Genomic DNA, 20,354 nt, shown 5'->3' with positions numbered 1-20,354 from the left:
CGACGGGGTGATCGCGGTGGCGATCCGCTTCGCCGGCCCGTCGAGCAAACCGCCGGGACACCACCGCACCCCGCGCCCCGCCGACCGCCCGCCAAGCCGATGGGCGGCCTCCAACAGCCGCTGCCGACCGGGAGTCGGCCCCCGACACCGGGTCATCCGGCACGGCCGCGACCAACCGGCCGGAACGCGCCGGACCTCGGCAAACGGGTGGCAGGCCGCCGCTCAAACCTCTCGACGCGCCGTATGCGATCCAACGGGTGATTATTGGCGCTTCGCCACCCGATGAGCCCATGACGTCGCTCGAATGCGACGCTCCCCGATGGCGCGCGACCGCATCCTGGCTGACGGTTGATCACGTCGCTACTGCTCCACATCGAGTCGGCACCCCGTCACTCTTCGCAGTCGCGACTGGAAGGAATGTGTTCAGATGCGCTCTGCCCGCACACTGTTCGCTACGGCCGCTGTCACTGCGGCCCTCGCCATCACCGGTCCCTCCGCCTACGCCGTGACCACGGCGGGGGACACGGCACAGGCGCCCGGCTCCTCGTCCTCGCGCGACGACGAGCACGGAGGACGCGGCTCCGACCATGGCGGTCGCGGGGGCGACGACAACGGCGACCATGGCGGTCGCGGAGGTGACGACGAAGGCAGCCGCGGCAACGACGAGGGCGGTCGCGGCAACGACGAGGGTGGTCGCGGCAGCGACGACGAAGGCGGCCGCGGCGACGACGAGGGCCGTCCGCAGGGCGGCGTCAACACCGGTGGCGGCTTCATGGCCCGGGTGACCACCGAGGACGAGGGCGGTCGAGGCGGCGACGAAGGTGGCCGAGGCGGCGACGAAGGCGGTCGCGGCGGCGACGAAGGTGGCCGAGGCGGCGACGAAGGCGGTCGCGGCGGCGACGAAGGCCGTCCGAGCGGTGGCATGGACACCGGTGGCGGCTTCATGGCCCGGGTGACCACCGAGGACGAGGGTGGCCGAGGCGGCGACGAAGGCGGTCGCGGCAGTGACGAGGGTGGCCGAGGCGGCGACGAAGGTGGCCGAGGCGGCGACGAAGGCGGTCGCGGCGGCGACGAAGGCGGTCGCGGCGGCGACGACAACGGTGGCGACGAGGGCCGTCCGAGCGGTGGCGTCCAGACCGGTGGTGGCGGGACGGCGATGACCGGCAGCAGCCTGGCCGCCGGTTCGGCGCTGCTGCTCGGCGGCCTCGGCGTCGGCGCGTACAAGCTGCGCCGTCACCGGTCGGCGGGTGACACGGTCGCCTGACCGGGTTGGCCACGACCCGGCCCGCGACCGTCAACCGGTCGCTCATGTTGTCGCGGCCGTCGTCCCTCGGGGGCGGCGGCCGCGGCGACTTCGTTTCCGCCCCTCCGCTCGGCCCCGTTTCCCATCCTCGCTCCGCTCCTCGCAAGCGAAAGGCGCATTCCCATGGCCGCCCCGCAGCCACCCGGTTCCACGCCCGGCCGCAAGGCCCACGCCTCCCCATCACGCCGCCACCACCTGCTGTGGCCTGCCATGGCGGCCGGGCTCGGCGCGATCATGATCTACAACTCCTTCGGTGACGTGGCCGATGGCAAAGTGCCGCCCCCGCCCGCCGCCGCCATGGCACCCGCGATGCCGGCCCCGCCCGAGGAGGTGCTCGGCTCGCACGCCCCACCGCCCCCCGCCCCCCAGGGCGACGGCCCCGCGATGCTGCGCTCGGTCCCGACGCGGCTGCGCGTCCCGTCCCTCGCGGTCAACGCGCCGTTCACCGAACTGGCCCTCGGCGCCGACCGCCGGCTGAACCCGCCGCCCCCGAACGACAGCAATCTGGTCGGCTGGTTCAAGGACGGCGTCACGCCCGGCGAACGCGGTACCGCGATCGTGGCGGGGCATGTCGACACGAAGACCGGACCCGCCGTCTTCCTCCAACTCCAGTTCCTCAAGCCAGGGTCCACAGTCGACATCACCCGCGCCGACAAGTCCGTGGCCACGTTCAAGGTGGACTCCGTCGAGACGTTCAAGAAGGCGAAATTCCCGGACGACCGGGTCTACGGCGACACCCCGTCCGCCCAGCTCCGCCTGATCACCTGCGGCGGCGCGTACAACAAGAAGGCCAAGGACTACGAGGACAACGTGGTGGTGTTCGCCCACCTCGACTCGTCCAAGAAGGGCTGACGGTCACGCCTCAGCGGCTCCGCCCGGCCCTTGTACGTCCGGAATGGCGCACGAGTACCGGGCGGGGCCCTTGCGTACGGAGGCAGTTGACCGCCACCGCCGTACATCACATCGTCTTCAGTACCGCAGACCGCCGCCGTCGCCCCTGACCGCCGCGACGAAGGGCGTCCACGCCGAAGCCGAGAAGACAACAGCCGGACCCTGCGGGTTCTTGCTGTCCCGCACAGGGACACAGGCAGCACAGGCGTCGTTCACCTCAAGGCAGTCACCGCTGCTGCCGCCGCTGTACGAAGACTTGCGCCAGACCGCGAACGCCTCGCTGACCTCCAGGCACGAACCGCCGCTGGAACCGCTGTAACTGGACTTGCGCCAGGCGGGCAGGGACGAGGCATCCCGGACGTTGTACTCACTGCGCTTCATGCTCGTATTCCTCCGCGACCGACCGGATGAAAGCCAGGGACTTGCGGTGCGAGAGTGCGTCCCCCAGTGCGTGATCGTAGGCCACCTGACAGTCACGCACTACCGACGTAATCTCCCAGACCCGCCCCGACTTGAGACCTTCCGCATAGGCCACCGGCGGCAGGTCCTTGAACCACATCAGGGAAACCATGCCCTCCATCAGCGCGTGGTAGCCGACCGCGAACGGCAGGACATGCAGCCGGATTCGTCGGCTCTCCCCCACCTCCACAAGGTGACGCAACTGCTCGGCCATCACGGCGGGACCACCGCCGAGGAGGCGGTCGCCGTGCGCGACGGACGTCCGACAGCCGCCTGCCCGGCCGCCGGTCAGCCGAAGGGTCGGGTCGTCGGCCGTCATCCCGAAAAGACCTCCGAAGGAAAGACCTCCAACCCTCCCCCGCTCCCCGCTCCGGCCCCTGCCGCCGAGGCCGTCGAGGCGGAGACGCAGACGCGGACCGAGGCGCGGACCGAGGTGCGGCACGCGCCTGACGCGGCACAGGAGTTGGTCGACAGCATCACCGCCCTCGACCCCCGCCTGAACGTCCCGCGTGGCATGCTCCCCCAGCTCGCCGCGCTCGCCTCGCAGTGGCTGGACATGGGCCATACGGCCGACGACGTACGCGCGGAGGTCCGCCGCAGCCTGCCGGGGATGGACCGGATCATCCACCGGCCCGGCGGCCTTCTGCGGTACGTGCTCTGCGACCCGGGGCCCGCGAGGACGCCCGCAACGCGCGTCCAGCCCGCCGTGAGCGCGTCCCCGTCCCGCCTGTCGTTGATGCGGGAATGCGCCGGTGCCCACACGCAGCCCTTCCTCTTCCTCCCCGTGGGGGACGAGGAATGCTGCGACTCGTGCCAGGAGCAGGCACCGCAGCAGGATCAGTACGCGGCGGCCACGGCAAAGGGCGTCGCCGCCGTACGCGCGGGGCTGTGCGGCCGGCCGGCCCGGCGCTGACCGGCCCGGTGCGGGGTCCGAACGGGCCGCCCCGCCCCCGGCCGGGTCCGGACGGGGGCGGGCACGTGTGACGTCTCCCGGGGCGCGCAGGCCCGGGGCGGGGACCGGTCAGCCGTTGCCGTCGAGGCTGATCGTGGCGGTGCGCTCGGCGGGAGTCTTGCCGAGCAGCGCGCTCTGCATGGCCGCCGCCACGTCGTCGGCGTTCAACTGGTGCTTCTTGCCGTCGCCCTTGGTGATCATGATGCCGTCGAAGACGCCGTCGCACAGGGTGTCGATGGCCTTCTTGTCGTAATGCTGGACCAGCTTCCCGTCCACCGGCACCATCGAGAGGATCTGCGGCAGCGACTTGGCGGGACCGAACTGGATCTGCTTCGGCCCTGCCTTGATCGTGATCAGGCCGGACATCGCGGGCTCCGCGAACTCCTTCATCGCCCGGTCCAGTTCGGCCTGGGTGATGGTGGGTTCGCGCCTGGTGACGGGCAGTTGGACCGTGGACGCCTTGCCGGTCTGCACCTGGGCCCGGTACGCGTCGCGCACCGAGATCATCGACTGGTTGACGTCCAGCCCCTTGCCCGCCTTGCCGGGTACGGCGATGGCCTTGTCGGGCTCGAACTTGATCGTGCCGTCGCTCGCCGAGCCGGAGACGCCCGCCAGGTCCGTCAGCGCGACGCCCAGCTTCTCCTCGTCGACCGGGATCACCGGGTCGACGACGCGCTTCTGGCCGAAGAGGGAACCGATGACGGACATCGGGTTGTAGTCGCTGCCGGCGGCGGCGCGCACGGTCTCCTGGCTGTCCAGGGCGAGTCCGGCCTTGTCCGGCGCGAGTTCGGTCTTCTTGCCGTCCACGGACAGCTGGAGGGGCGCCACGGCACGCTTGCCGAGGGCGGCGTCCAGCTTCGCGACGGCCTCCTCCTTCGTGCCGCCGCCGATGTCCACGCCGAGGACGGTGGTGCCCTTCGGGACGTCGGAGTGGTTCATCAGCAGCCCGGCACCGTACGCGACGGCGGCCAGACCGACGACACCCGCGCCGAGCAGCACCAGCTTGGAGCGGCCCTTCTTCTTCGCGGGCGCGGACGCCGGGGCGGAACGGGCGGGGGGAACGGGCGTCGGGGCGGCGGAGCCGCCCGAGCCCAGCGGACCCGTGCCCATCGCCCCGTCCTCGACCCGGGGCGCCGCGTCGGCGCGCCGGGCGGAGAGGCCACCGGGCCCGCCCGCGCTCGGGAACGAGGACGCCGGGCGCGACTCCGGCGTGATGACCGGAATGCCGCTGGTGAGCGTGTCACCGGAGACGTTGCCGTCGGACCCGGTACGCGCCGCGGCGGCGAACTGGGGTGTCAGCTCCGCCGTGTCGTCGGACAGTCGCGGCACCGCGCCGCCCCCGGTGACGGTGCTCGTGGCGGTGTTCGGAGTCAGGGGCGAGGCGCCGCCGACCGGTCCCGCGGTAGGGCCGCCCGGGCCCGCCGCCGGGCCCTCGGGAGCCCGGACACCGAACTCGTCGAGCGCGCTGCCGCCAGGGCGGGGCCCCTCGGGGCCGGCGGTGCGCTGCGGACCGTCGGAGAAGTACGGCGGCTCGACGCGGGGCGGGGTGGCCGCGGCCCCCTCCCGGGCGTCCGCGCCGCCCGTCGGGGCACCGGTCGCTCCACCGCCACCGGCCGGGGCGCCGGGCGCGCCACCGGCGACCGAGGTCTTCGGGCCGGTGACCGAGGTGCTCATGGGCGGCTTGCGCGGCGCGAACCAGTCGCTGTTGCTCTTCTCCCTGGCGGCCGGCTTCTCGAAGGCCGGTTCCGAGGGCGCGGCGGCGGACGCCGCTTCGGCGTCGGGCACGGCGCCCGGCGCGTCCGCCGCGGGCGAACCGGGGCGCGGGATGCTGCTGGTGCGCTCCATGTCGGCGGCGTCGCCTTCGTTCACGGGCGTGCGCATCACGACGGGCGGGATGGGACGCGAGCCCGGAATGTTGATCCGGATACGCGTCGTCAGCGTCGTCTCGGTCCGCGGCTCCTCGGGCCGCTTCCGGTCCGCGGGCTCCGGAGCCCCGTCCTGGGCGTCCTGCGAGGGGTGCGGCGACGGATACTGGCGGGATCCGTACGGCGGCGTCCCCGAGGGGTACGCGGCTCCTCCGCGCCCCTGGGTCCCGGAGGACGAACTGTCAGTTTCACGACTCAAAGCAGGTTCTCCCGATTGGCTCCGCCGCCCGTACTTCCCCCCTGCCGCGGGCCGGGGGACGGCTCGGCGCGCGAACCACCATACTGGCCAGCGCCGACAGACACCCCTCGACCGGGGGAAACGACCGCGTGACCCCCTGACGGGCCCAGGGCATTACGGGGTCGGCCGTGGCACATTACTTGCCAGGTCGGCCGCTGTCGGCTCCCGGATGGGGCGACCGCGACATGGTGGCACAGATCATGGCGATGACCATCCCGCCCAGCAGGAAGAGGGCGAGCCCCACCGCGTCGCCGAAGACATAGTCGCCCTCCGGCCGCCCGCCGAGCAGAAACACGATCGAAATCAGCCAGCCCGCCGCAGGGACCAGGGCGCCGGTCTGGGTGTCGTGGAGGCGCCGCCCGCCGTGGAACAGCCCGGCACAGGCCGCCAGGGCGAGCAGCAGCCCGCCGGGGAACCAGGCCGCCTGGACGAGTGAACCGGCGATCCCGACGAGCGCGCCGAGGACCGCGAGGCCCACATGGCCGGCGATCCGGCCGGGGTTGAGGGGCGCGGCCAGTCCGGTGGCCGGGACGTCCCGGGAAGGTGCCCCGGAGCGCGCGGCGCGCTTCCCGCCGTCGCTCATCGTCCCGCTCCCGTCCCCGTGCCCGCGCCCGCTTCCGAGCCCGCTCCGGGTTCCGCGCCCGCACGTACGTCCGACTCCGCGTCCGGCAGGCCGGCGAACAGGTCGTCCTCGCGCTCGCCCCGCGGGGCTCCGGGAACACCGCGCACCAACTCGTAGTACTCGGTGGTGAGAACGGGCTGGCCGAGGTCGTTGGAGAGGGCGAAGAAGTCGCCGTCCACGACGATCTGCGTGGCGTGTGCGCGCATCGCCGCGCGCTTGGCCGCCGCGTGGGCCGAGCCGTCGATCCGCGTGGTGATCCCGGCGTCGTCGACCACGCCCGGCACGTCCTGCACGGTGGCGATGCCCGGGAAGGCGTCCGGTGCCGTCTCGCGCAGGCGCGCGAAGCCCTCCTCGACGACCGGACGCGGCACCCGGTTCCAGTAGGTCTTCGCGATGGTGTGCGGGGCGGTCGTGGGGTCGTGGGCCGGGTCGGCGGCCAGCTCCGCCGCGCGCATCGCGACGCGGTGCGCCTGGATGTGGTCCGGGTGCCCGTAGCCGCCGTCGGGGTCGTAGGCGACGAGGACCTGCGGGCGCACCGAGCGGATCACCGTCACGAGGTGGGCCGCGGCCTCGTCCACGTCCGCGGACCAGAAGGAGCCGGGGCGGTCGTTCTGCTCGGCGCCCATCATCCCGGAGTCGCGGTAGCGGCCGGGACCGCCGAGGAAGCGGTGGTCGGTGACGCCGAGTTCCTTCATGGCCGCGGAGAGTTCGCCCCGGCGGTGGGGGCCGAGGACGTCGTCCCGGTCCGCCGCGAGGTGGGCGAGGGCGGGCGGGATGACCTCGCCCTCCTCGCCGAGCGTGCAGGTCACCAGGGTGACCAGGGCGCCCTCGGCCGCGTACTTGGCCATGGTGGCGCCGTTGTTGATCGACTCGTCGTCGGGGTGCGCGTGCACCAGAAGCAGGCGCCGGGCGGGGTGGTCCGTCATGGGGACCACCCTACGAGCCGAGCGCCTGGAGAACCGACCGCGCCTGCGTATGACCGTCGGACCGCTGTACCGTCGGACCACCGTGCCGCCGAACCGGGACGCGCCGCCGAGCCGTGCCTCATGGGCCGTACTCGGAAGCCGCTGTCTCGGAACCGTGCCTCAGAAGTCGTGTCTCGGGATCGGACGCCGTGCCCCGGAAACAGCGTTCCGGAGGCCGTGCCTCAGAACTTGAGACTGCCGATCATCCCTGCCACGTTCGTGGTCAGGTTCGCGATGCTGGGCGCGATGGACGAGCTGGCGAGATAGAAACCGAGCAGCGCGCAGACCACCGCATGTCCGGCCTTCAGTCCGGATTTCCGGATCAGCAGGAAGACGACGATCGCCAGCAGCACCACCGCCGAAATCGAGAGTGCCACGGCGGTTCACCTCCATCAGTACGGTCGGGACGGGCAGCACAAGTGGAGCCAGCAGGTTCATACCCACCGAGCGCTACGGATCATAACTATCCGTGCCACCGCATTGATCGGAGCACGGCAGCACGAGGGGCGCACGACCGGTGGATCGGGGACTGGGCCGGGACTGGATCGGGACTGGGCAGTGGATCGGGGACTAGGTTCGGGCCATGACTTCGCAGCAGATCTCATTTCCTCGCCAGCACGCCAGGACCATGCGCTTCAGCCTGGGCGCTCCGCGCGCGTTCACCATCTCACCCGACGGGAGGCGGGTGGTCTTTCTTCGGTCAGGTTCCGGAACGGAACGGTCGGGCCGGCTGTGGGTGCTGGACCTGCCCGAGAGCGGCGCTCCGACGGAACGGGTCGTCGCCGATCCCGAGGCCCTGCTGGGCGGTTCCGCGGAACGGCTGTCGGCCCAGGAGCGCGCCCGGCGCGAGCGGAGCCGCGAGGGCTCCTCGGGGATCGTCGGCTACGCGGTCGACGCGGCGGCCGAGTTGGCGGCGTTCGCGCTCTCCGGGAAGGTGTACGTCGCGGAGTTGCGGGCGGGCACGGCGCGCGCGCTGCCGGTACCGGGCCCGGTGATCGACCCGCGACCCTCGCCGGACGGGCGGCACATCGCCTACGTGGCCAAGGGCGCGCTGCGCGTCGTGGGCGCCGAGGGCGACGGGGACCGGGCGCTCGCGGAACCGGAGACGGGGAACGTCACGTACGGTCTGGCGGAGTTCATCGCCGCCGAGGAGATGCAGCGTTCGCGGGGCTTCTGGTGGTCGCCGGACTCGGACCGGCTGCTGGTCGCCCGGGTCGACGACAGCCCCGTGCGGCGGTGGTGGATCGCCGACCCCGCACACCCGGACCGCACGCCCGCCGAGGTCGCCTACCCGGCGGCGGGGACGCCCAACGCCGAGGTGGGGCTCTTCCTGACCGACCTGGACGGCGGCCGTACCGAAGTGGTCTGGGACCGTGCGCGCTATCCGTACCTCGCCCAGGTGCACTGGTCGTCGGCGGGGGCTCCGCTGCTCCTGGTGCAGGCCCGTGACCAGCGCAGTCAGCTCCATCTCGCGGTGGACACGGAGACCGGCGCCACGCGGACGGTGCACGTCGACGAGGATCCGGTCTGGCTGGAGATCTTCCCCGGGGTACCCGCCTGGGCGCCGGACGGGCGTCTGGTGCGGATCGCCGACGAGGGCGGGGCGCGCGTGCTCGCGGTCGGCGACCGGCTGCTGACCGGCGCCCAGTTGCAGCTCCGGGCGGTCCTGGACATCGGCGATTCGGACATTCTGGTGTCGGCGTCGGCGGGCGAGGAAGCCGCGGAAGCGAAGATCGGCGAGACCCACGTGTACCGGGTCAACGAGCTGGGCGTCGAACGGATCTCCGAAGAGGCCGGGGTCCATTCGGCCGTCCGCGCGGGCGACGTGACGGTGCTGACCTCCCAGTCGCTCCAGTGGCCGGGGGTGCGCGCCGAGGTGCTCCGCGACGGCAAGCGGATCGCCACCATCGCGAACTTCGCCCAGGAACCGGTGCTTTCGCCGCGGGTGCGGCTCACCGAGGGGGGCGCACGGCGGATTCCGTGCGCCGTGCTGCTCCCCCGGGACTACAAGGAATCGGATGGTCCGCTTCCGGTGCTGATGGATCCGTACGGCGGACCGCACGCCCGCCGGGTGCTCGCCGCGCACCATGCGCACCTGACCTCGCAGTGGTTCGCCGACCAGGGCTTCGCCGTGGTCGTCGCGGACGGCCGGGGCACCCCGGGCCGTTCACCGGCCTGGGAGAAGGCCGTCAAGGACGATCTCGCGCTCACCCTGGACGACCAGGTCGAGGCGCTTCACACATTGGCCGAAAATTACCCCCTGGACCTCGGCAGGGTTGCAATCCGCGGCTGGTCGTTCGGCGGATATCTGTCGGCGCTCGCGGTGCTGCGGCGGCCGGACGTCTTCCACGCGGCGGTGGTCGGCGCACCGGTGACCGACCTGCGGCTCTACGACACCCACTACACGGAGCGCTATCTCGGCGACCCGGCCGAGCAGCCGGAGGTGTACGCGCACACCTCGCTGCTGACGGACGACGGGCTCTCGGAGGCGGCGGAGCAGGTGCGCCCGATGATGATCGTCCACGGTCTGGCGGACGACAACGTCGTGGTCGCGCACTCGCTCAGGCTGTCGTCCGCGCTGCTGGCGGCGGGGCGCCCGCACGAGGTGCTGCCGCTCAGCGGGGTGACGCACATGACGCCCCAGGAACAGGTGGCGGAGAACCTGCTACTGCTCCAAGTGGACTTCCTGAAGCGGTCGTTGGGGCTGCGCGACTGAGATTCCGCCGGGTGGCCGCCCGGTCGGAGGTCACCCGGCAGGCTCTGAACCGGGCCGGGCACCCCGCCGGGGTGCCCGGCGGCCGTCCACCGTTCACCGATCTCTCACCGATCCGCCTCCGGACCTTCACCGGCCCGCCTTCGGCCTTTCACCGGCTCCTCACCGGACGTCCTCCGATCTTTCATCGGATCGTCACCAGCCCGGCGGCGGCTGGGACGGCGGAGGCGGCGGCTGATGAGGAGGAAGGGGCGGCGTCCGGTCGGGCGGCGGCGGAGGCGATGCCCCGAAGGGGCCCGGGCCGGAGCCGGGGTAGCCGTAGCCCTGTCCGAGTCCCGGCCCAGGTCCGGGGCCGGGGACCGGGCCGTACCCGTAGCCCCCGTAGCCCTCGTAGTCCGGGTCGTACCCCTGATACGGCTGGGCGAGGTGGCCGGCCGGGCCCCGGACGGCCAGCGCGATGAGCACGACCAGAGCGGCGATCGCTTCGAAGGTCCAGCTCAGCACGAGGAGTTGGCTCTCGGTGGGCAGTTCGCCGAAGTACCCCAGCATGCCCTGATCCAGGGAGCGGATCACCGCCCCCGCCGCGCCCGGCAGTAGTATCCCGGCGGCGATCAGGCCGAACGGCCGGGCGTACGCGGCGCGGCCGAGCGCGCTCCCGCCCGCGAACAGGCAGAGCAGCACGACGACGGCACCGGCCCAGCCCAGCGGGGGGTCGATCAGCCCGTGCGAGACCTGTTCCCCGCCCAGGTACCAGTCGGGGAAGAGCTCGGGAAGCCGCGCCATCGTCCGGATCTCCCACGCGGCGTTGATCGCCGCCGAGGCGCCCAGCAGCAGGAAGGTGAGCACGCCCGCGCCCTGGCCCGGCCGGATCGGGACCCGTTCGGAGAAGCCGGCCGGCGGGCGGCGCCCCGCGCCCGCCGTGATGATCAGCGCCACCGCCATCGCGATGGCCACGAAGGCGCAGATCAGAGCGCGAGTGCGCAGCTCGTCGGAGAACATGCCGTCCATCGGGGACGTCCCGATGTTCCAGAGTCCCGGGAGCCGGAGGGCGAGCGTGAGGACCCCGGTCGCGACCAGCGCGGAGGCGGCCACCGAGACCCGCATGACCGTGAGGGCGACGACGAGATACACCACGAACAGGACCAGGTCGTCGATCGAGGTGGTGGGCATCTCCGGCAGGTGTGCGTTCTCGTAGCCGGTCCAGTGCCGCAGCAACCGTCCCGGTCCGCCGACCGCGCCCAGGTCCCGTACGATCCAGCCCGCGACGATCACCGCAAGCAGGGCGCAGAGAACGGCGCCTGTGATCCTTGCCCCCCGTGTGAGTATCACCCGAGCGATACTCCACCGTCCCCCGGCACCGGGCAAGGGGATCGCCGGGGTGTTGCGCGAACGGGCAACCGGACGATCAACGGGCGACCTGCCGGGGGGAGTTGGCGCCCCGGCCGGTCCGCGGCACCCGCACGGCCGCGCTCCGCCCATGCTGCCGCAGCCGCGTGCCGGAGGCGCGACGGCCGCGTTGCCCACGCGTTACGGAATCCCCCGGCCCCGCCACCGGGCCCCGCCGCCCGGCCCCGCCACCGGGCCCCGCCCGTACGCCCCGTGGTCAGGCCGGCCGGCCGCTCCCGGAAGGCGGCGTCCCACCCTCCCCGCCCGGTCCACCCTGCCCGCCCGGCCTGTCCGATCCGCCCTCCCCACCCGGTCCGCCCGGCCTGGCCGGTCCTTCCGGTGCCACCACCCGCTTCTCCTCCGCGAAGTGGCAGGCCGAGGGGTGCTCCGCCGGGCCGTCCGTCCCCCGGAAGACCTCCGGGACCGCCAGCAACGGCACCTCCCGGGCGCACCTCTCCCGCGCCTTCCAGCAGCGGGTCCGGAAGCGGCAGCCGGAGGGCGGATCGGCGGGCGAGGGGACGTCGCCGTGCAGGATGATCCGCTCCCGCCGCGTGCGGACCGTCGGGTCCGGCACCGGCACGGCGGACAGCAGCGCCTGGGTGTACGGGTGGGTGGGGTGGTCGTAGATCTGCTCGTCGGTGCCGGTCTCCACGATCCGGCCCAGGTACATCACGCACACCCGGTCGGAGATGTGCCGGACGATCGACAGGTCGTGCGCGATGAAGACGTAGCTCAGCCCGAACTCCCTCTGGAGCCGGTCCAGCAGGTTGACGACCTGTGCCTGGACGGAGACGTCGAGGGCGGAGACGGGCTCGTCGGCGACGATGATCTCCGGGTTCAGGGCCAGTCCGCGGGCGATGCCGATGCGCTGGCGCTGCCCCCCGGAGAACTGGTGCGGGTAGCGGTTGACGTACTCCGGGTTCAGGCCCACCACGTCCAGCAGTTCCCGCACTCTGCGGCGGCGGTCGCCCTTCGGCGCCGCCCCGGGGTGGATCTCGTACGGCTCCCGGATGATGTCGCCGACGGTCATGCGCGGGTTCAGCGAGGTGTACGGGTCCTGGAACACCATCTGGATGTTGCGGCGCACCGCCTTCAGGGCGCGCCCCGACAGCCTGGTGATGTCCTCGCCCTTGTACCTGATCGCACCGGCCGTCGGCCGCTCCAGATGCACCAGCATCCGGGCCACGGTCGACTTGCCGCAGCCCGACTCCCCCACGATGCCGAGCGTCTCCCCGGCCGCGAGGTCGAAGGAGACGCCGTCGACGGCCTTGACCGCGCCGATCTGCTTCCTGAACAGCACGCCCCGGGTCAGCGGATAGTGCTTGACCAGGTCGCGGACCTGGAGGATCGGTTCGCCGCGGTCGCTCACCCCAAGAGGGGCGCTTCCCGGGGACGGACCGCTCCCCCGGTCGGCGGGCGTCGCGTGATCAGCGCGCATCGAGCGCCTCCTCCCAGAAGTAGCAGGCGCTCTCGCGGTCCTCGGCCACCTGGAACAGCGGTGGCACCTCGCCCCGGCAGACGTCCCGGGCCAGCGGGCAGCGCGGATGGAAGGCGCAACCGGGCGGGACGCGCAGCGGGTTGGGCGGCTGGCCCTTGATCGCGTACAGCTCCCGGCCCTTCTGGTCCAGGCGCGGGATCGACCGGAGCAGGCCCTTGGTGTACGGGTGGGCCGGGGCCCGGTAGATGTCGTGGACGGGGGCCGATTCAACGATCCGGCCCGCGTACATCACGGCGATCCGGTCCGCGACGTCGGCGACCACGCCGAGGTCGTGGGTGATCAGGATCAGGCCCATGCCGTACTCGCGCCGGAGCTCCGCCAGCAGGTCCATGACCTGGGCCTGGACCGTCACGTCGAGGGCGGTGGTGGGCTCGTCCGCGATGATCAGGTCGGGCTCCAGGGCCAGCGCCATGGCGATCATGATGCGCTGGCGCATACCGCCGGAGAACTGGTGCGGGTAGTCGCGGACGCGCTGCCCCGCTGCCGGGATGCGGACCCGGTCCATGAGCTCGACGGCCTTCGTCCGGGCGTCCTTGCGGGACATCCCCCGGTGGACGACGAATATCTCACCGAGCTGTTCCCCTACGCCGAGGACGGGGTTGAGGGAGGAGAGCGCGTCCTGGAAGATCATGGCCATCTCCTGGCCACGGATCCTCCTGCGCTCCTCCCTGCCCATCCTCAGCAGGTCGCGGCCCTTGAAGAGGATCTCGCCGCCGCCGATCCGTCCGGGGGGCGAGTCGAGGATCCCCATGATCGCCTGCGCGGTCACGGACTTGCCGGAGCCGGACTCGCCGAGCACGGCCAGTGTCCCGCCCGCGTCCACGGCACAGGTGACTCCGTTGACGGCTTCGGCGACACCGTCGCGGGTGCGGAACTCCACGTACAGATCGCGCACTTCCAGCAGCATGGCGGGCTCCTCAGCGCAGCTTGGGATCGAGGGCGTCGCGCACCGCGTCGCCGAGCATGATGAAGGCGAGCACCGTGACCGCCAGGGCCCCGGCGGGCCAGAGCAGCATGTGCGGGGCGTTGCGGATGTACGGGGAGGCGGCGGAGAGGTCGATGCCCCAGGAGACGGCGGGCGGCCTCAGCCCGACGCCGAGGAACGACAGGGTCGCCTCCAGCGCGATGTACGTACCGAGCGCGATGGTCGCGACGACGATCACCGGCGCGACGGCGTTCGGGGCGATGTGGCGCAGCAGCATCCGGGTGTGGGAGGCGCCGAGCGCCCGGGCCGCCTGTACGTAGTCGTTCTGTTTGGCGGTGATCACGGCGCCCCGGGCGATGCGGGCGATCTGCGGCCAGCCCAGCAGCACGATGAAGCCGATCACGGGCCAGACGGTGGAGCTGGTGACGACGGACAGGAAGACCAGCCCGCCGAGGACCACGGGGATGCCGAAGAAGACGTCGGTGACGCGCGAGAGGACGGCGTCCCACCAGCCGCCGAAGTATCCCGCCAGACCGCCGAGGAGTCCGCCGAGCAGGGCGACGCCGAGGGTGGCGCAGATGCCGACGGTCACGGAGTTCCTGGCTCCGTGGACGGTACGGGTGTAGACGTCGCAGCCCTGTCCGTCGAAGCCGAAGGGGTGCCCGGGGCGGGGGCCGTCCTGGGCCCGGGCGAGGTCGCAGTCGAGGGGGTCCTGGCCGGCGATCAGCGACGGCCGGATCGAGATGACCACCAGGAAGAGGATGATCAGGGCGGAGGCGAGGAAGACCGGGTCGCGGCACAGGTCCCGCCGGGCGTCGGACCACAGGCTGCGCGGTTTCCCGGCGGGTCCGGTGCCCCCGGGGCCGCCGGGCGCCCTTTCGAGGGTCGTGCCCTCCTCCAGGGCGAGGCCCGTCGCTCCGCCCGCGCCGCCCGGTGAGATCGCCTCGTCCGGTGTCTGCTGCTCAGGCATAGCGGATCCTCGGGTCGAGTACGGCATACAGCAGGTCGACGAGCAGGTTGGCCGTCAGGAAGACGAGGACCAGGACGGTGACGAAACCGACGACGGTCTGGGAGTTCTGGCGCAGGATGCCCTGGTAGAGCTGGTAGCCGACGCCATGGATGTTGAAGATCCGTTCCGTGACGATCGCGCCGCCCATGAGGGCGCCGATGTCCGTGCCGATGAACGTGACGACGGGGATCAGCGAGTTGCGCAGCAGGTGCCGGACGACGACGCGGCGCCGGGGAAGCCCCTTGGCGACGGCGGTGCGGACGTAGTCGGCGCGGGCGTTCTCCACGATCGAGGTCCGGGTGAGGCGGGTGACGTACGCGAGGGAGACCGAGGCGAGGACGAGCCCGGGGACGATGAGCGCGTCGACGGGCGCCCCCGGCGGGACGGAGGGCTTGACGAGGCCCCATTCGACGCCCAGGAGGAGTTGCAGCAGCAGGCCGGTGACGAACGTCGGGACGGAGATGACGACCAGGGTCAGGACGAGGGCGGTGGTGTCGACGGGGCGTCCGCGGCGCAGTCCGGTGACGACGCCGAGGCTGACGCCGATGACGATCTCGAAGACGATCGCGACGACGGTGAGCCGGATCGTGACGGGGAAGGCCCTGGCCATCAGCTCGGTGACCTTCTGCCCGTTGAACGCGGTGCCGAAGTCGCCGGTGAAGACGTTGCCCATGTACGTCGCGTACTGCTGCCACACGGGCTTGTCGAGGCCGAACTCCGAGCGGAGCCGGGCGGCGGTGGCCGGGTCGCACCGGCGCTCGCCGCAGAGGCCCGCGACGGGGTCGCCCATCACGTTCACCATGAGGAAGATGAGCAGCGTGGTGCCGAAGAAGACCGGGATCATCTGCAGCAGCCGCCGGATCACATAGCGTCCCATGAGGGCTCCCGGGGGTCGCGGGGGCGGCGGGTTCCGGAGGGCCGGGGTGCGGTTCCCGGTGGCCGGGGGCGGCGGCGTACGGCGGGATGCCGGTCCCGGCGGGTCACTTGACCCGGATCCCCTCGTACACCGGGACGCTGAACTGGTTCAGCGCCACGTCGCTCACCCGCTCCGAGTAGCCCGCGCTGCCGTTCTGGTACCAGAGCGGAATGACGGGCACCTGCTCGGCCAGGACCCTCTCGGCGTCCTGGAACGTCGTAACGGCCCTGGCCCGGTCGGACTCGGCGTTGGCCCGGTCGACCAGGCCGTCGAACTTCTTGCTGCTCCACTTGCCGTCGTTGGACGAGGCGTCGGTGTAGTACAGCGGCTGGAGGAAGTTCTGGATCAGCGGGTAGTCCATCTGCCAGCCCGACCGCCAGGCGCCGGTGAGCCGCTGCCGGGACACCTGGGCGCGGAAGTCGGCGAACGTGCCGACCGGGGTGCCGACGCACGCCTTGTTGTCGTCCATCACCCGGTTGATGCTGTTGCAGACGGCGTCCACCCACTCCTTGTGGGATCCGGTGTCCGCGTTGTACGTGATCGTGAGCCGGCCTCCCGGGATGCCGCCGCCCTCCTGGATCAGCTTCTTGGCCCCGGCGGCGTCGAACGCGCAGGGCGCGCCGCACAGCCCTTCCTTGAAGCCGCCGTGCGCGCCGAGGACCGGGGAGGTCCAGTCGGAGGCGGGGGTGCGGGTCTCCCGGAAGATCTGGTGGGTGATCTGCTCCCGGTTGATGGCCATGGACAGGCCCTGACGGACCTTGGCGGCCTTCGGTGCGGCCCATTTCCGGTCGTAGAAGGGGAAGGCGAGGGTCTGGATGATGCCGGCCGGGGTGTTGATGTAGCGGGGGCCGAGGTCCGTCTTGACGTTCTTCAGCTGTGCGGCGGGCACGTCGTCGACGAGGTCGACGTTCCCGGCCATCAGGTCGGTGTAGGCGGTGTTGCTGTCGGTGTAGACCTGGAGGTCGATGCCGCCGTTGCGCGCCTTGTCGGGGCCGGGGTACGCGTCCCATCTGCGCAGGCTCATGGCGGCGCCCCGGGTGTACGAGTCGACGGTGTACGGACCGTTGCCGACGGGCTTGGCCAGCCAGCCGGCGTGGTCGGCGAAGAAGGCCCGGGGCAGCGGGGCGAAGGCGGGATAGCCGAGGGTGTCGGGCCAGAGGGAGAACTTCTGCGACAGCCTGACCGTGAAGGTGCGGTCGTCGACGACCCCGAGGCCGGAGAGCGTCTTCGCGGTGGCGGGACCGGCGGCCGGGTGGACCTTGGCGTATCCGTCGATGTAGCCGAAGAAGTAGGCGTTCTTCTGGTTGTTCTTCAGCAGGGCGCCGTAGTTCCAGGCGTCCACGAAGGACCTCGCGGTGACCTTCTCGCCGTTGCTGAACGTCCAGCCGTCCTTCACGGTGATCGTGAAGTTCTGGTTGTCCTTGGTCTCGATCCGCTCGGCGAGCATGTCGGTGGCGGCGCCGGTCCTCGGGTCGTAGCGCTTGAGCCCGCGGAAGATCATGTCGAGGACCTTGCCGCCCTGCACCTCGTTGGTGTTCGCCGGTTCCAGCGGGTTCTGCGGGTCGCCCCAGGAGGACCTCACGATTCCGTCGGGACCGCCGCGGAGCTCCTCGCCGCCTCCGCATGACGTCGCCGTCAGGGCGCCGACCGCCGCGCAGGCGATCCATCCGGCCCGTGTGGCTCCGCGCATGGAGTGCCTTCTCCTCGCGCCCGGTCGCATCACTTCATGTCACCGAACCCTCACTCGACGTCACCTCTCGTCGAATATCACCTCCCGTCACGACCCACGCACCTTGTCGGCGGCCGTACGTGTGCACCCGTCACCTCTCCGACGGGGATCCGGGCGGGCCCGCCCGGCGGAGGTCCAGGGGCCCCTGGGCGGCGATCTGACGGACCGACGCCATGCGGGAGACCCTCTTACGACCTGGGGAGCAAGAGGGAACGGGCTCAGCACGGAGTGAGCACTCACCGGACGGCAGGCACCGCCGACGGGCAGGCACCGCCGAGCGCGTGCGCGTTACCGGACCGGCGCCTTCCCGCGACAAGGAAACGATCACGTCCGCGCCCGGCCACCGGACCTCGGCAGTCACTCAAGTCCCGTATCGCAACGGCGACCTGACTGCCGGAGTGTGACGCGTCCCCACTCCGCCGGACGAGCGGAGGGTGACGGGGCGTCGGACACCGCGGTGAGTGTCCGTGCGGCGGTGCGGCCGGACACCGGCTCGACGGCCGGGACGGCCAGGACGGCCGGACACGACGGACGGCCCGGAACCTCGGGGGTTCCGGGCCGTCCGTGTCACACACGCCGCGTCATACGTGCCGCGGCACGCGCCGGGTCACGAAGCCGCGCCGACGACGTCCTTCTCCTCGGCGAAGTGGCAGGCCGACTCGTGCGCGGCCGGCGAATCCGACGACTTGAAGCGCTCGGGCACCGCCAGCAGCGGCGTCTCCGCGGCGCACTTGTCCTGCGCCTTCCAGCAACGGGTGCGGAAGCGGCAGCCGGACGGCGGGTTCGCCGGGGACGGCACGTCGCCGGTGAGGATGATCCGCTCGCGGTTCTCACGGGCCTCCGGGTCCGGCACCGGGACCGCCGACAGCAGCGCCTGCGTGTACGGGTGCGTCGGGTGGTCGTAGATCTGCTCGTCCGTGCCGATCTCGGCCATCCTGCCCAGGTACATCACGCCGACGCGGTCGGAGATGTGCCGGACGATCGACAGGTCGTGCGCGATGAAGAGGTAGGAGAGGTTGAACTCGTCCTGGAGCTTCTCCATCAGGTTGATGACCTGCGCCTGCACCGACACGTCGAGCGCGGAGACCGGCTCGTCGCAGATGATGATCTCCGGGTTGAGCGCGAGACCGCGGGCGATGCCGATGCGCTGGCGCTGACCGCCGGAGAACTGGTGCGGGTAGCGGTTGATGTACTCCGGGTTCAGGCCCACCACGTCCAGGAGCTCCTGGACCTTGCGGCGGCGGTCGCCCTTCGGTGCCACCTCGGGGTGGATCTCGTACGTCTCGCCGATGATGTCGCCCACCGTCATACGGGGGTTGAGCGAGGTGTACGGGTCCTGGAACACCATCTGGATGTTCCGGCGGACGGCCTTGAGGGCCTTGCCGGACAGCTTGGTGATGTCCTGGCCCTTGTAGAAGATCTCGCCGGAGGTGGCGGTCTCCAGGAGCATCAGGAGCTTGGCGACCGTGGACTTGCCACAGCCGGACTCGCCCACGATGCCGAGCGTCTCGCCCTGGTACAGGTCGAAGGAGATGCCGTCGACCGCCTTGACCGCGCCGATCTGCTTCTTGAACAGGATGCCCTGGGTCAGCGGGAAGTGCTTGACCAGGTTGCGCACCTGGAGGATGGGCTCGCCCCGGTCCACCTTGGCGTCGAGGGCGGCGACCGCCTCCGCCTCCGTGGCGACGTCGGCCGTGTCCACCTCGGTGACGTTGGGGGTGGCGTCCACGGCGTCGGCCTTCTTGCTGTCCTCAGCCATGGATCTGCTCCTTCCAGAAGTGGCAGGCGCTGCTGCGGCCGACCAGCTCGGTGCCGTCCGCCTCGGTCACCGGCAGCAGGGCCGGGACGTCGGTGCGGCAGATGTCCTGCGCCTTGGGGCAGCGCGGGTTGAAGGCGCAACCGGACGGCGCCTTCAGCAGGTTGGGCGGCAGGCCCTTGATCGCGAAGAGCTCGTGGCCCTTCTGGTCCAGGCGCGGGATCGAGTCGAGCAGGCCGCGGGTGTACGGGTGCGCGGGGCGCTTGTACAGCTCGTGGATCGGGGACTGCTCGACGATCCGGCCCGCGTACATGACCGCGATCTTGTCCGCGACGTCGGCGACCACGCCGAGGTCGTGGGTGATCAGGATCAGGCCCATGTTGTACTCGCGCTGCAGCTCCGCCAGCAGGTCCATGACCTGCGCCTGGACCGTCACGTCGAGCGCCGTGGTGGGCTCGTCCGCGATGATCAGGTCGGGCTCCAGGGCCAGCGCCATGGCGATCATGATGCGCTGGCGCATACCGCCGGAGAACTGGTGCGGGTAGTCGTTGACCCGGCTGCTGGCGGCCGGGATCTTCACCCGGTCCATCAGCTCGATGGCCTTGACCTTGGCGTCCTTCTTGGACATGCCCTGGTGGACCCGGAACATCTCGCCGAGCTGGTTGCCGACCGAGTAGACCGGGTTCAGCGCGGAGAGCGCGTCCTGGAAGATCATCGCCATCTTCGGGCCGCGCAGCTTGCGCCGCTCGTTCTCCGGGAGCTGGAGGATGTCCTGCCCCCGGAAGAGGATCTCGCCCTTGGCGACCCGCCCGGGGGGCGAGTCGAGGATCCCCATGATCGCCTGCGCGGTCACGGACTTGCCGGAGCCGGACTCGCCGAGCACGGCGAGCGTCTCACCGGCACGGACGCTGTAGTTGACGCCGTTGACGGCCTTGACGATGCCTTCGCGGGTCTTGAACTCGACGTGCAGGTCGCGCACTTCGAGGACGGGCGTGTCGGCGTCGCCGGAGCGCCTGCCCGGCGCCTCCGCAGTGACGTGTGAAGTAGTCATGTCGTGGTGCCGCCCT

18 protein-coding genes are annotated in these 20,354 nt (G+C 71.6%); 3 read left to right on the top strand and 15 right to left on the bottom strand.

The window, feature by feature from the left end; all coding sequences use genetic code 11:
* Positions 1-352: 352 nt before the first annotated feature.
* The gene (locus tag ACFYXM_RS04565; protein WP_389286807.1) at positions 353-1,237 is read right to left on the bottom strand and encodes a hypothetical protein; all 885 of its coding nucleotides are present in this window, start codon (positions 1,235-1,237) and stop codon (positions 353-355) included.
* A 189-nt stretch (positions 1,238-1,426) separates the two neighbouring features.
* Between ACFYXM_RS04565 and ACFYXM_RS04560 the strand changes: the two genes are divergently transcribed.
* Positions 1,427-2,155, top strand: coding sequence for a class F sortase (locus tag ACFYXM_RS04560; RefSeq protein ID WP_389286805.1), 729 nt, complete (start codon positions 1,427-1,429; stop codon positions 2,153-2,155).
* 117 nt (positions 2,156-2,272) lie between these two features.
* On the opposite strand, the gene ACFYXM_RS04555 is transcribed toward ACFYXM_RS04560, so the two are convergent.
* Together ACFYXM_RS04555 and ACFYXM_RS04550 are read right to left on the bottom strand one after the other, a co-directional pair.
* Positions 2,273-2,575, bottom strand: a complete 303-nt coding sequence (locus tag ACFYXM_RS04555; RefSeq protein ID WP_389286803.1) for a DUF397 domain-containing protein — start codon at positions 2,573-2,575, stop codon at positions 2,273-2,275.
* Positions 2,562-2,867, bottom strand: coding sequence for a Scr1 family TA system antitoxin-like transcriptional regulator (locus ACFYXM_RS04550; protein ID WP_389286802.1), 306 nt, complete (start codon positions 2,865-2,867; stop codon positions 2,562-2,564). Before ACFYXM_RS04550 ends, ACFYXM_RS04555 begins: the two co-directional genes overlap by 14 nt.
* On the opposite strand from ACFYXM_RS04550, the gene ACFYXM_RS04545 reads away from it, so the two are divergent.
* Positions 2,847-3,566, top strand: a complete 720-nt coding sequence (locus ACFYXM_RS04545; protein WP_389286801.1) for a hypothetical protein — start codon at positions 2,847-2,849, stop codon at positions 3,564-3,566. The two genes, ACFYXM_RS04550 and ACFYXM_RS04545, sit on opposite strands and share 21 nt — an antisense overlap.
* Positions 3,567-3,674: 108 nt before the next feature.
* Here the strand turns inward: ACFYXM_RS04545 and ACFYXM_RS04540 are convergent, their stop codons facing one another.
* From ACFYXM_RS04540 to ACFYXM_RS04525, 4 genes are all read right to left on the bottom strand, one after another.
* The gene (locus ACFYXM_RS04540; protein ID WP_389286799.1) at positions 3,675-5,729 is read right to left on the bottom strand and encodes a hypothetical protein; all 2,055 of its coding nucleotides are present in this window, start codon (positions 5,727-5,729) and stop codon (positions 3,675-3,677) included.
* Positions 5,730-5,904: 175 nt separating this feature from the next.
* Positions 5,905-6,351 (bottom strand): DUF6113 family protein, encoded by a 447-nt coding sequence (locus ACFYXM_RS04535; RefSeq protein ID WP_389286797.1) that lies wholly within the window; start codon positions 6,349-6,351, stop codon positions 5,905-5,907.
* On the bottom strand, positions 6,348-7,316 hold the full coding sequence (gene mshB / locus ACFYXM_RS04530; protein ID WP_389286795.1) for an N-acetyl-1-D-myo-inositol-2-amino-2-deoxy-alpha-D-glucopyranoside deacetylase: 969 nt from the start codon (positions 7,314-7,316) through the stop codon (positions 6,348-6,350). The genes ACFYXM_RS04535 and mshB overlap by 4 nt, the downstream gene beginning before the upstream one ends.
* A gap of 221 nt (positions 7,317-7,537) precedes the next feature.
* On the bottom strand, positions 7,538-7,732 hold the full coding sequence (locus ACFYXM_RS04525) for a hypothetical protein (protein WP_073781780.1): 195 nt from the start codon (positions 7,730-7,732) through the stop codon (positions 7,538-7,540).
* A 206-nt stretch (positions 7,733-7,938) separates the two neighbouring features.
* Here ACFYXM_RS04525 and ACFYXM_RS04520 point away from each other — a divergent pair, with 206 nt between their 5' ends.
* On the top strand, positions 7,939-10,071 hold the full coding sequence (locus ACFYXM_RS04520) for a prolyl oligopeptidase family serine peptidase (protein WP_389286792.1): 2,133 nt from the start codon (positions 7,939-7,941) through the stop codon (positions 10,069-10,071).
* Between the two features lie 192 nt (positions 10,072-10,263).
* Here ACFYXM_RS04520 and ACFYXM_RS04515 read toward each other — a convergent pair whose 3' ends face one another.
* From ACFYXM_RS04515 to ACFYXM_RS04480, 8 genes are all read right to left on the bottom strand, one after another.
* Complete coding sequence (locus tag ACFYXM_RS04515; protein WP_389286790.1) at positions 10,264-11,397, bottom strand: hypothetical protein; 1,134 nt, start codon at positions 11,395-11,397, stop codon at positions 10,264-10,266.
* Between the two features lie 274 nt (positions 11,398-11,671).
* Positions 11,672-12,892 (bottom strand): ABC transporter ATP-binding protein, encoded by a 1,221-nt coding sequence (locus tag ACFYXM_RS04510; RefSeq protein WP_389286788.1) that lies wholly within the window; start codon positions 12,890-12,892, stop codon positions 11,672-11,674.
* Entirely contained in the window at positions 12,882-13,859 is a 978-nt protein-coding gene (locus ACFYXM_RS04505; protein ID WP_389286786.1) for an ABC transporter ATP-binding protein, read from the bottom strand. Before ACFYXM_RS04505 ends, ACFYXM_RS04510 begins: the two co-directional genes overlap by 11 nt.
* A 10-nt stretch (positions 13,860-13,869) precedes the next feature.
* The gene (locus tag ACFYXM_RS04500) at positions 13,870-14,847 is read right to left on the bottom strand and encodes an ABC transporter permease (protein WP_389286784.1); all 978 of its coding nucleotides are present in this window, start codon (positions 14,845-14,847) and stop codon (positions 13,870-13,872) included.
* Positions 14,840-15,763, bottom strand: coding sequence for an ABC transporter permease (locus tag ACFYXM_RS04495; protein ID WP_389286782.1), 924 nt, complete (start codon positions 15,761-15,763; stop codon positions 14,840-14,842). Before ACFYXM_RS04495 ends, ACFYXM_RS04500 begins: the two co-directional genes overlap by 8 nt.
* Before the next feature lie 103 nt (positions 15,764-15,866).
* Positions 15,867-17,492: an ABC transporter substrate-binding protein gene (locus tag ACFYXM_RS04490; RefSeq protein WP_389286780.1), complete on the bottom strand. Its 1,626-nt coding sequence runs from the start codon at positions 17,490-17,492 to the stop codon at positions 15,867-15,869.
* 646 nt (positions 17,493-18,138) lie between these two features.
* A complete protein-coding gene (locus ACFYXM_RS04485; RefSeq protein ID WP_389286778.1) occupies positions 18,139-19,290 on the bottom strand; it encodes an ABC transporter ATP-binding protein in 1,152 nt (383 codons plus the stop codon).
* Positions 19,283-20,338, bottom strand: coding sequence for an ABC transporter ATP-binding protein (locus ACFYXM_RS04480; protein ID WP_389286776.1), 1,056 nt, complete (start codon positions 20,336-20,338; stop codon positions 19,283-19,285). Before ACFYXM_RS04480 ends, ACFYXM_RS04485 begins: the two co-directional genes overlap by 8 nt.
* Between the last annotated feature and the right edge of the window lie 16 nt (positions 20,339-20,354).

Origin of the sequence: Streptomyces sp. NPDC002476 (assembly GCF_042889785.1) — a bacterium.
In the GTDB taxonomy this organism is placed as follows: Bacteria; Actinomycetota; Actinomycetes; order Streptomycetales; family Streptomycetaceae; genus Streptomyces.
Note: the sequence above shows the minus strand (reverse complement) of the source record. Positions and strands in the feature narration are given on the sequence as shown.

What these genes read in the sequence shown, in the direction of transcription:
- ACFYXM_RS04560 (WP_389286805.1), top strand. Translation starts at nt 1,427, where the DNA reads ATGGCCGCCCCGCAGCCACCCGGTTCCACGCCCGGCCGCAAGGCCCAC.
- ACFYXM_RS04555 (WP_389286803.1), bottom strand. Translation starts at nt 2,575, where the DNA reads ATGAAGCGCAGTGAGTACAACGTCCGGGATGCCTCGTCCCTGCCCGCC.
- ACFYXM_RS04550 (WP_389286802.1), bottom strand. Translation starts at nt 2,867, where the DNA reads ATGGCCGAGCAGTTGCGTCACCTTGTGGAGGTGGGGGAGAGCCGACGA.
- ACFYXM_RS04535 (WP_389286797.1), bottom strand. Translation starts at nt 6,351, where the DNA reads ATGAGCGACGGCGGGAAGCGCGCCGCGCGCTCCGGGGCACCTTCCCGG.
- mshB (WP_389286795.1), bottom strand. Translation starts at nt 7,316, where the DNA reads ATGACGGACCACCCCGCCCGGCGCCTGCTTCTGGTGCACGCGCACCCC.
- ACFYXM_RS04520 (WP_389286792.1), top strand. Translation starts at nt 7,939, where the DNA reads ATGACTTCGCAGCAGATCTCATTTCCTCGCCAGCACGCCAGGACCATG.
- ACFYXM_RS04510 (WP_389286788.1), bottom strand. Translation starts at nt 12,892, where the DNA reads ATGCGCGCTGATCACGCGACGCCCGCCGACCGGGGGAGCGGTCCGTCC.
- ACFYXM_RS04505 (WP_389286786.1), bottom strand. Translation starts at nt 13,859, where the DNA reads ATGCTGCTGGAAGTGCGCGATCTGTACGTGGAGTTCCGCACCCGCGAC.
- ACFYXM_RS04500 (WP_389286784.1), bottom strand. Translation starts at nt 14,847, where the DNA reads ATGCCTGAGCAGCAGACACCGGACGAGGCGATCTCACCGGGCGGCGCG.
- ACFYXM_RS04495 (WP_389286782.1), bottom strand. Translation starts at nt 15,763, where the DNA reads ATGGGACGCTATGTGATCCGGCGGCTGCTGCAGATGATCCCGGTCTTC.
- ACFYXM_RS04490 (WP_389286780.1), bottom strand. Translation starts at nt 17,492, where the DNA reads ATGCGCGGAGCCACACGGGCCGGATGGATCGCCTGCGCGGCGGTCGGC.
- ACFYXM_RS04485 (WP_389286778.1), bottom strand. Translation starts at nt 19,290, where the DNA reads ATGGCTGAGGACAGCAAGAAGGCCGACGCCGTGGACGCCACCCCCAAC.
- ACFYXM_RS04480 (WP_389286776.1), bottom strand. Translation starts at nt 20,338, where the DNA reads ATGACTACTTCACACGTCACTGCGGAGGCGCCGGGCAGGCGCTCCGGC.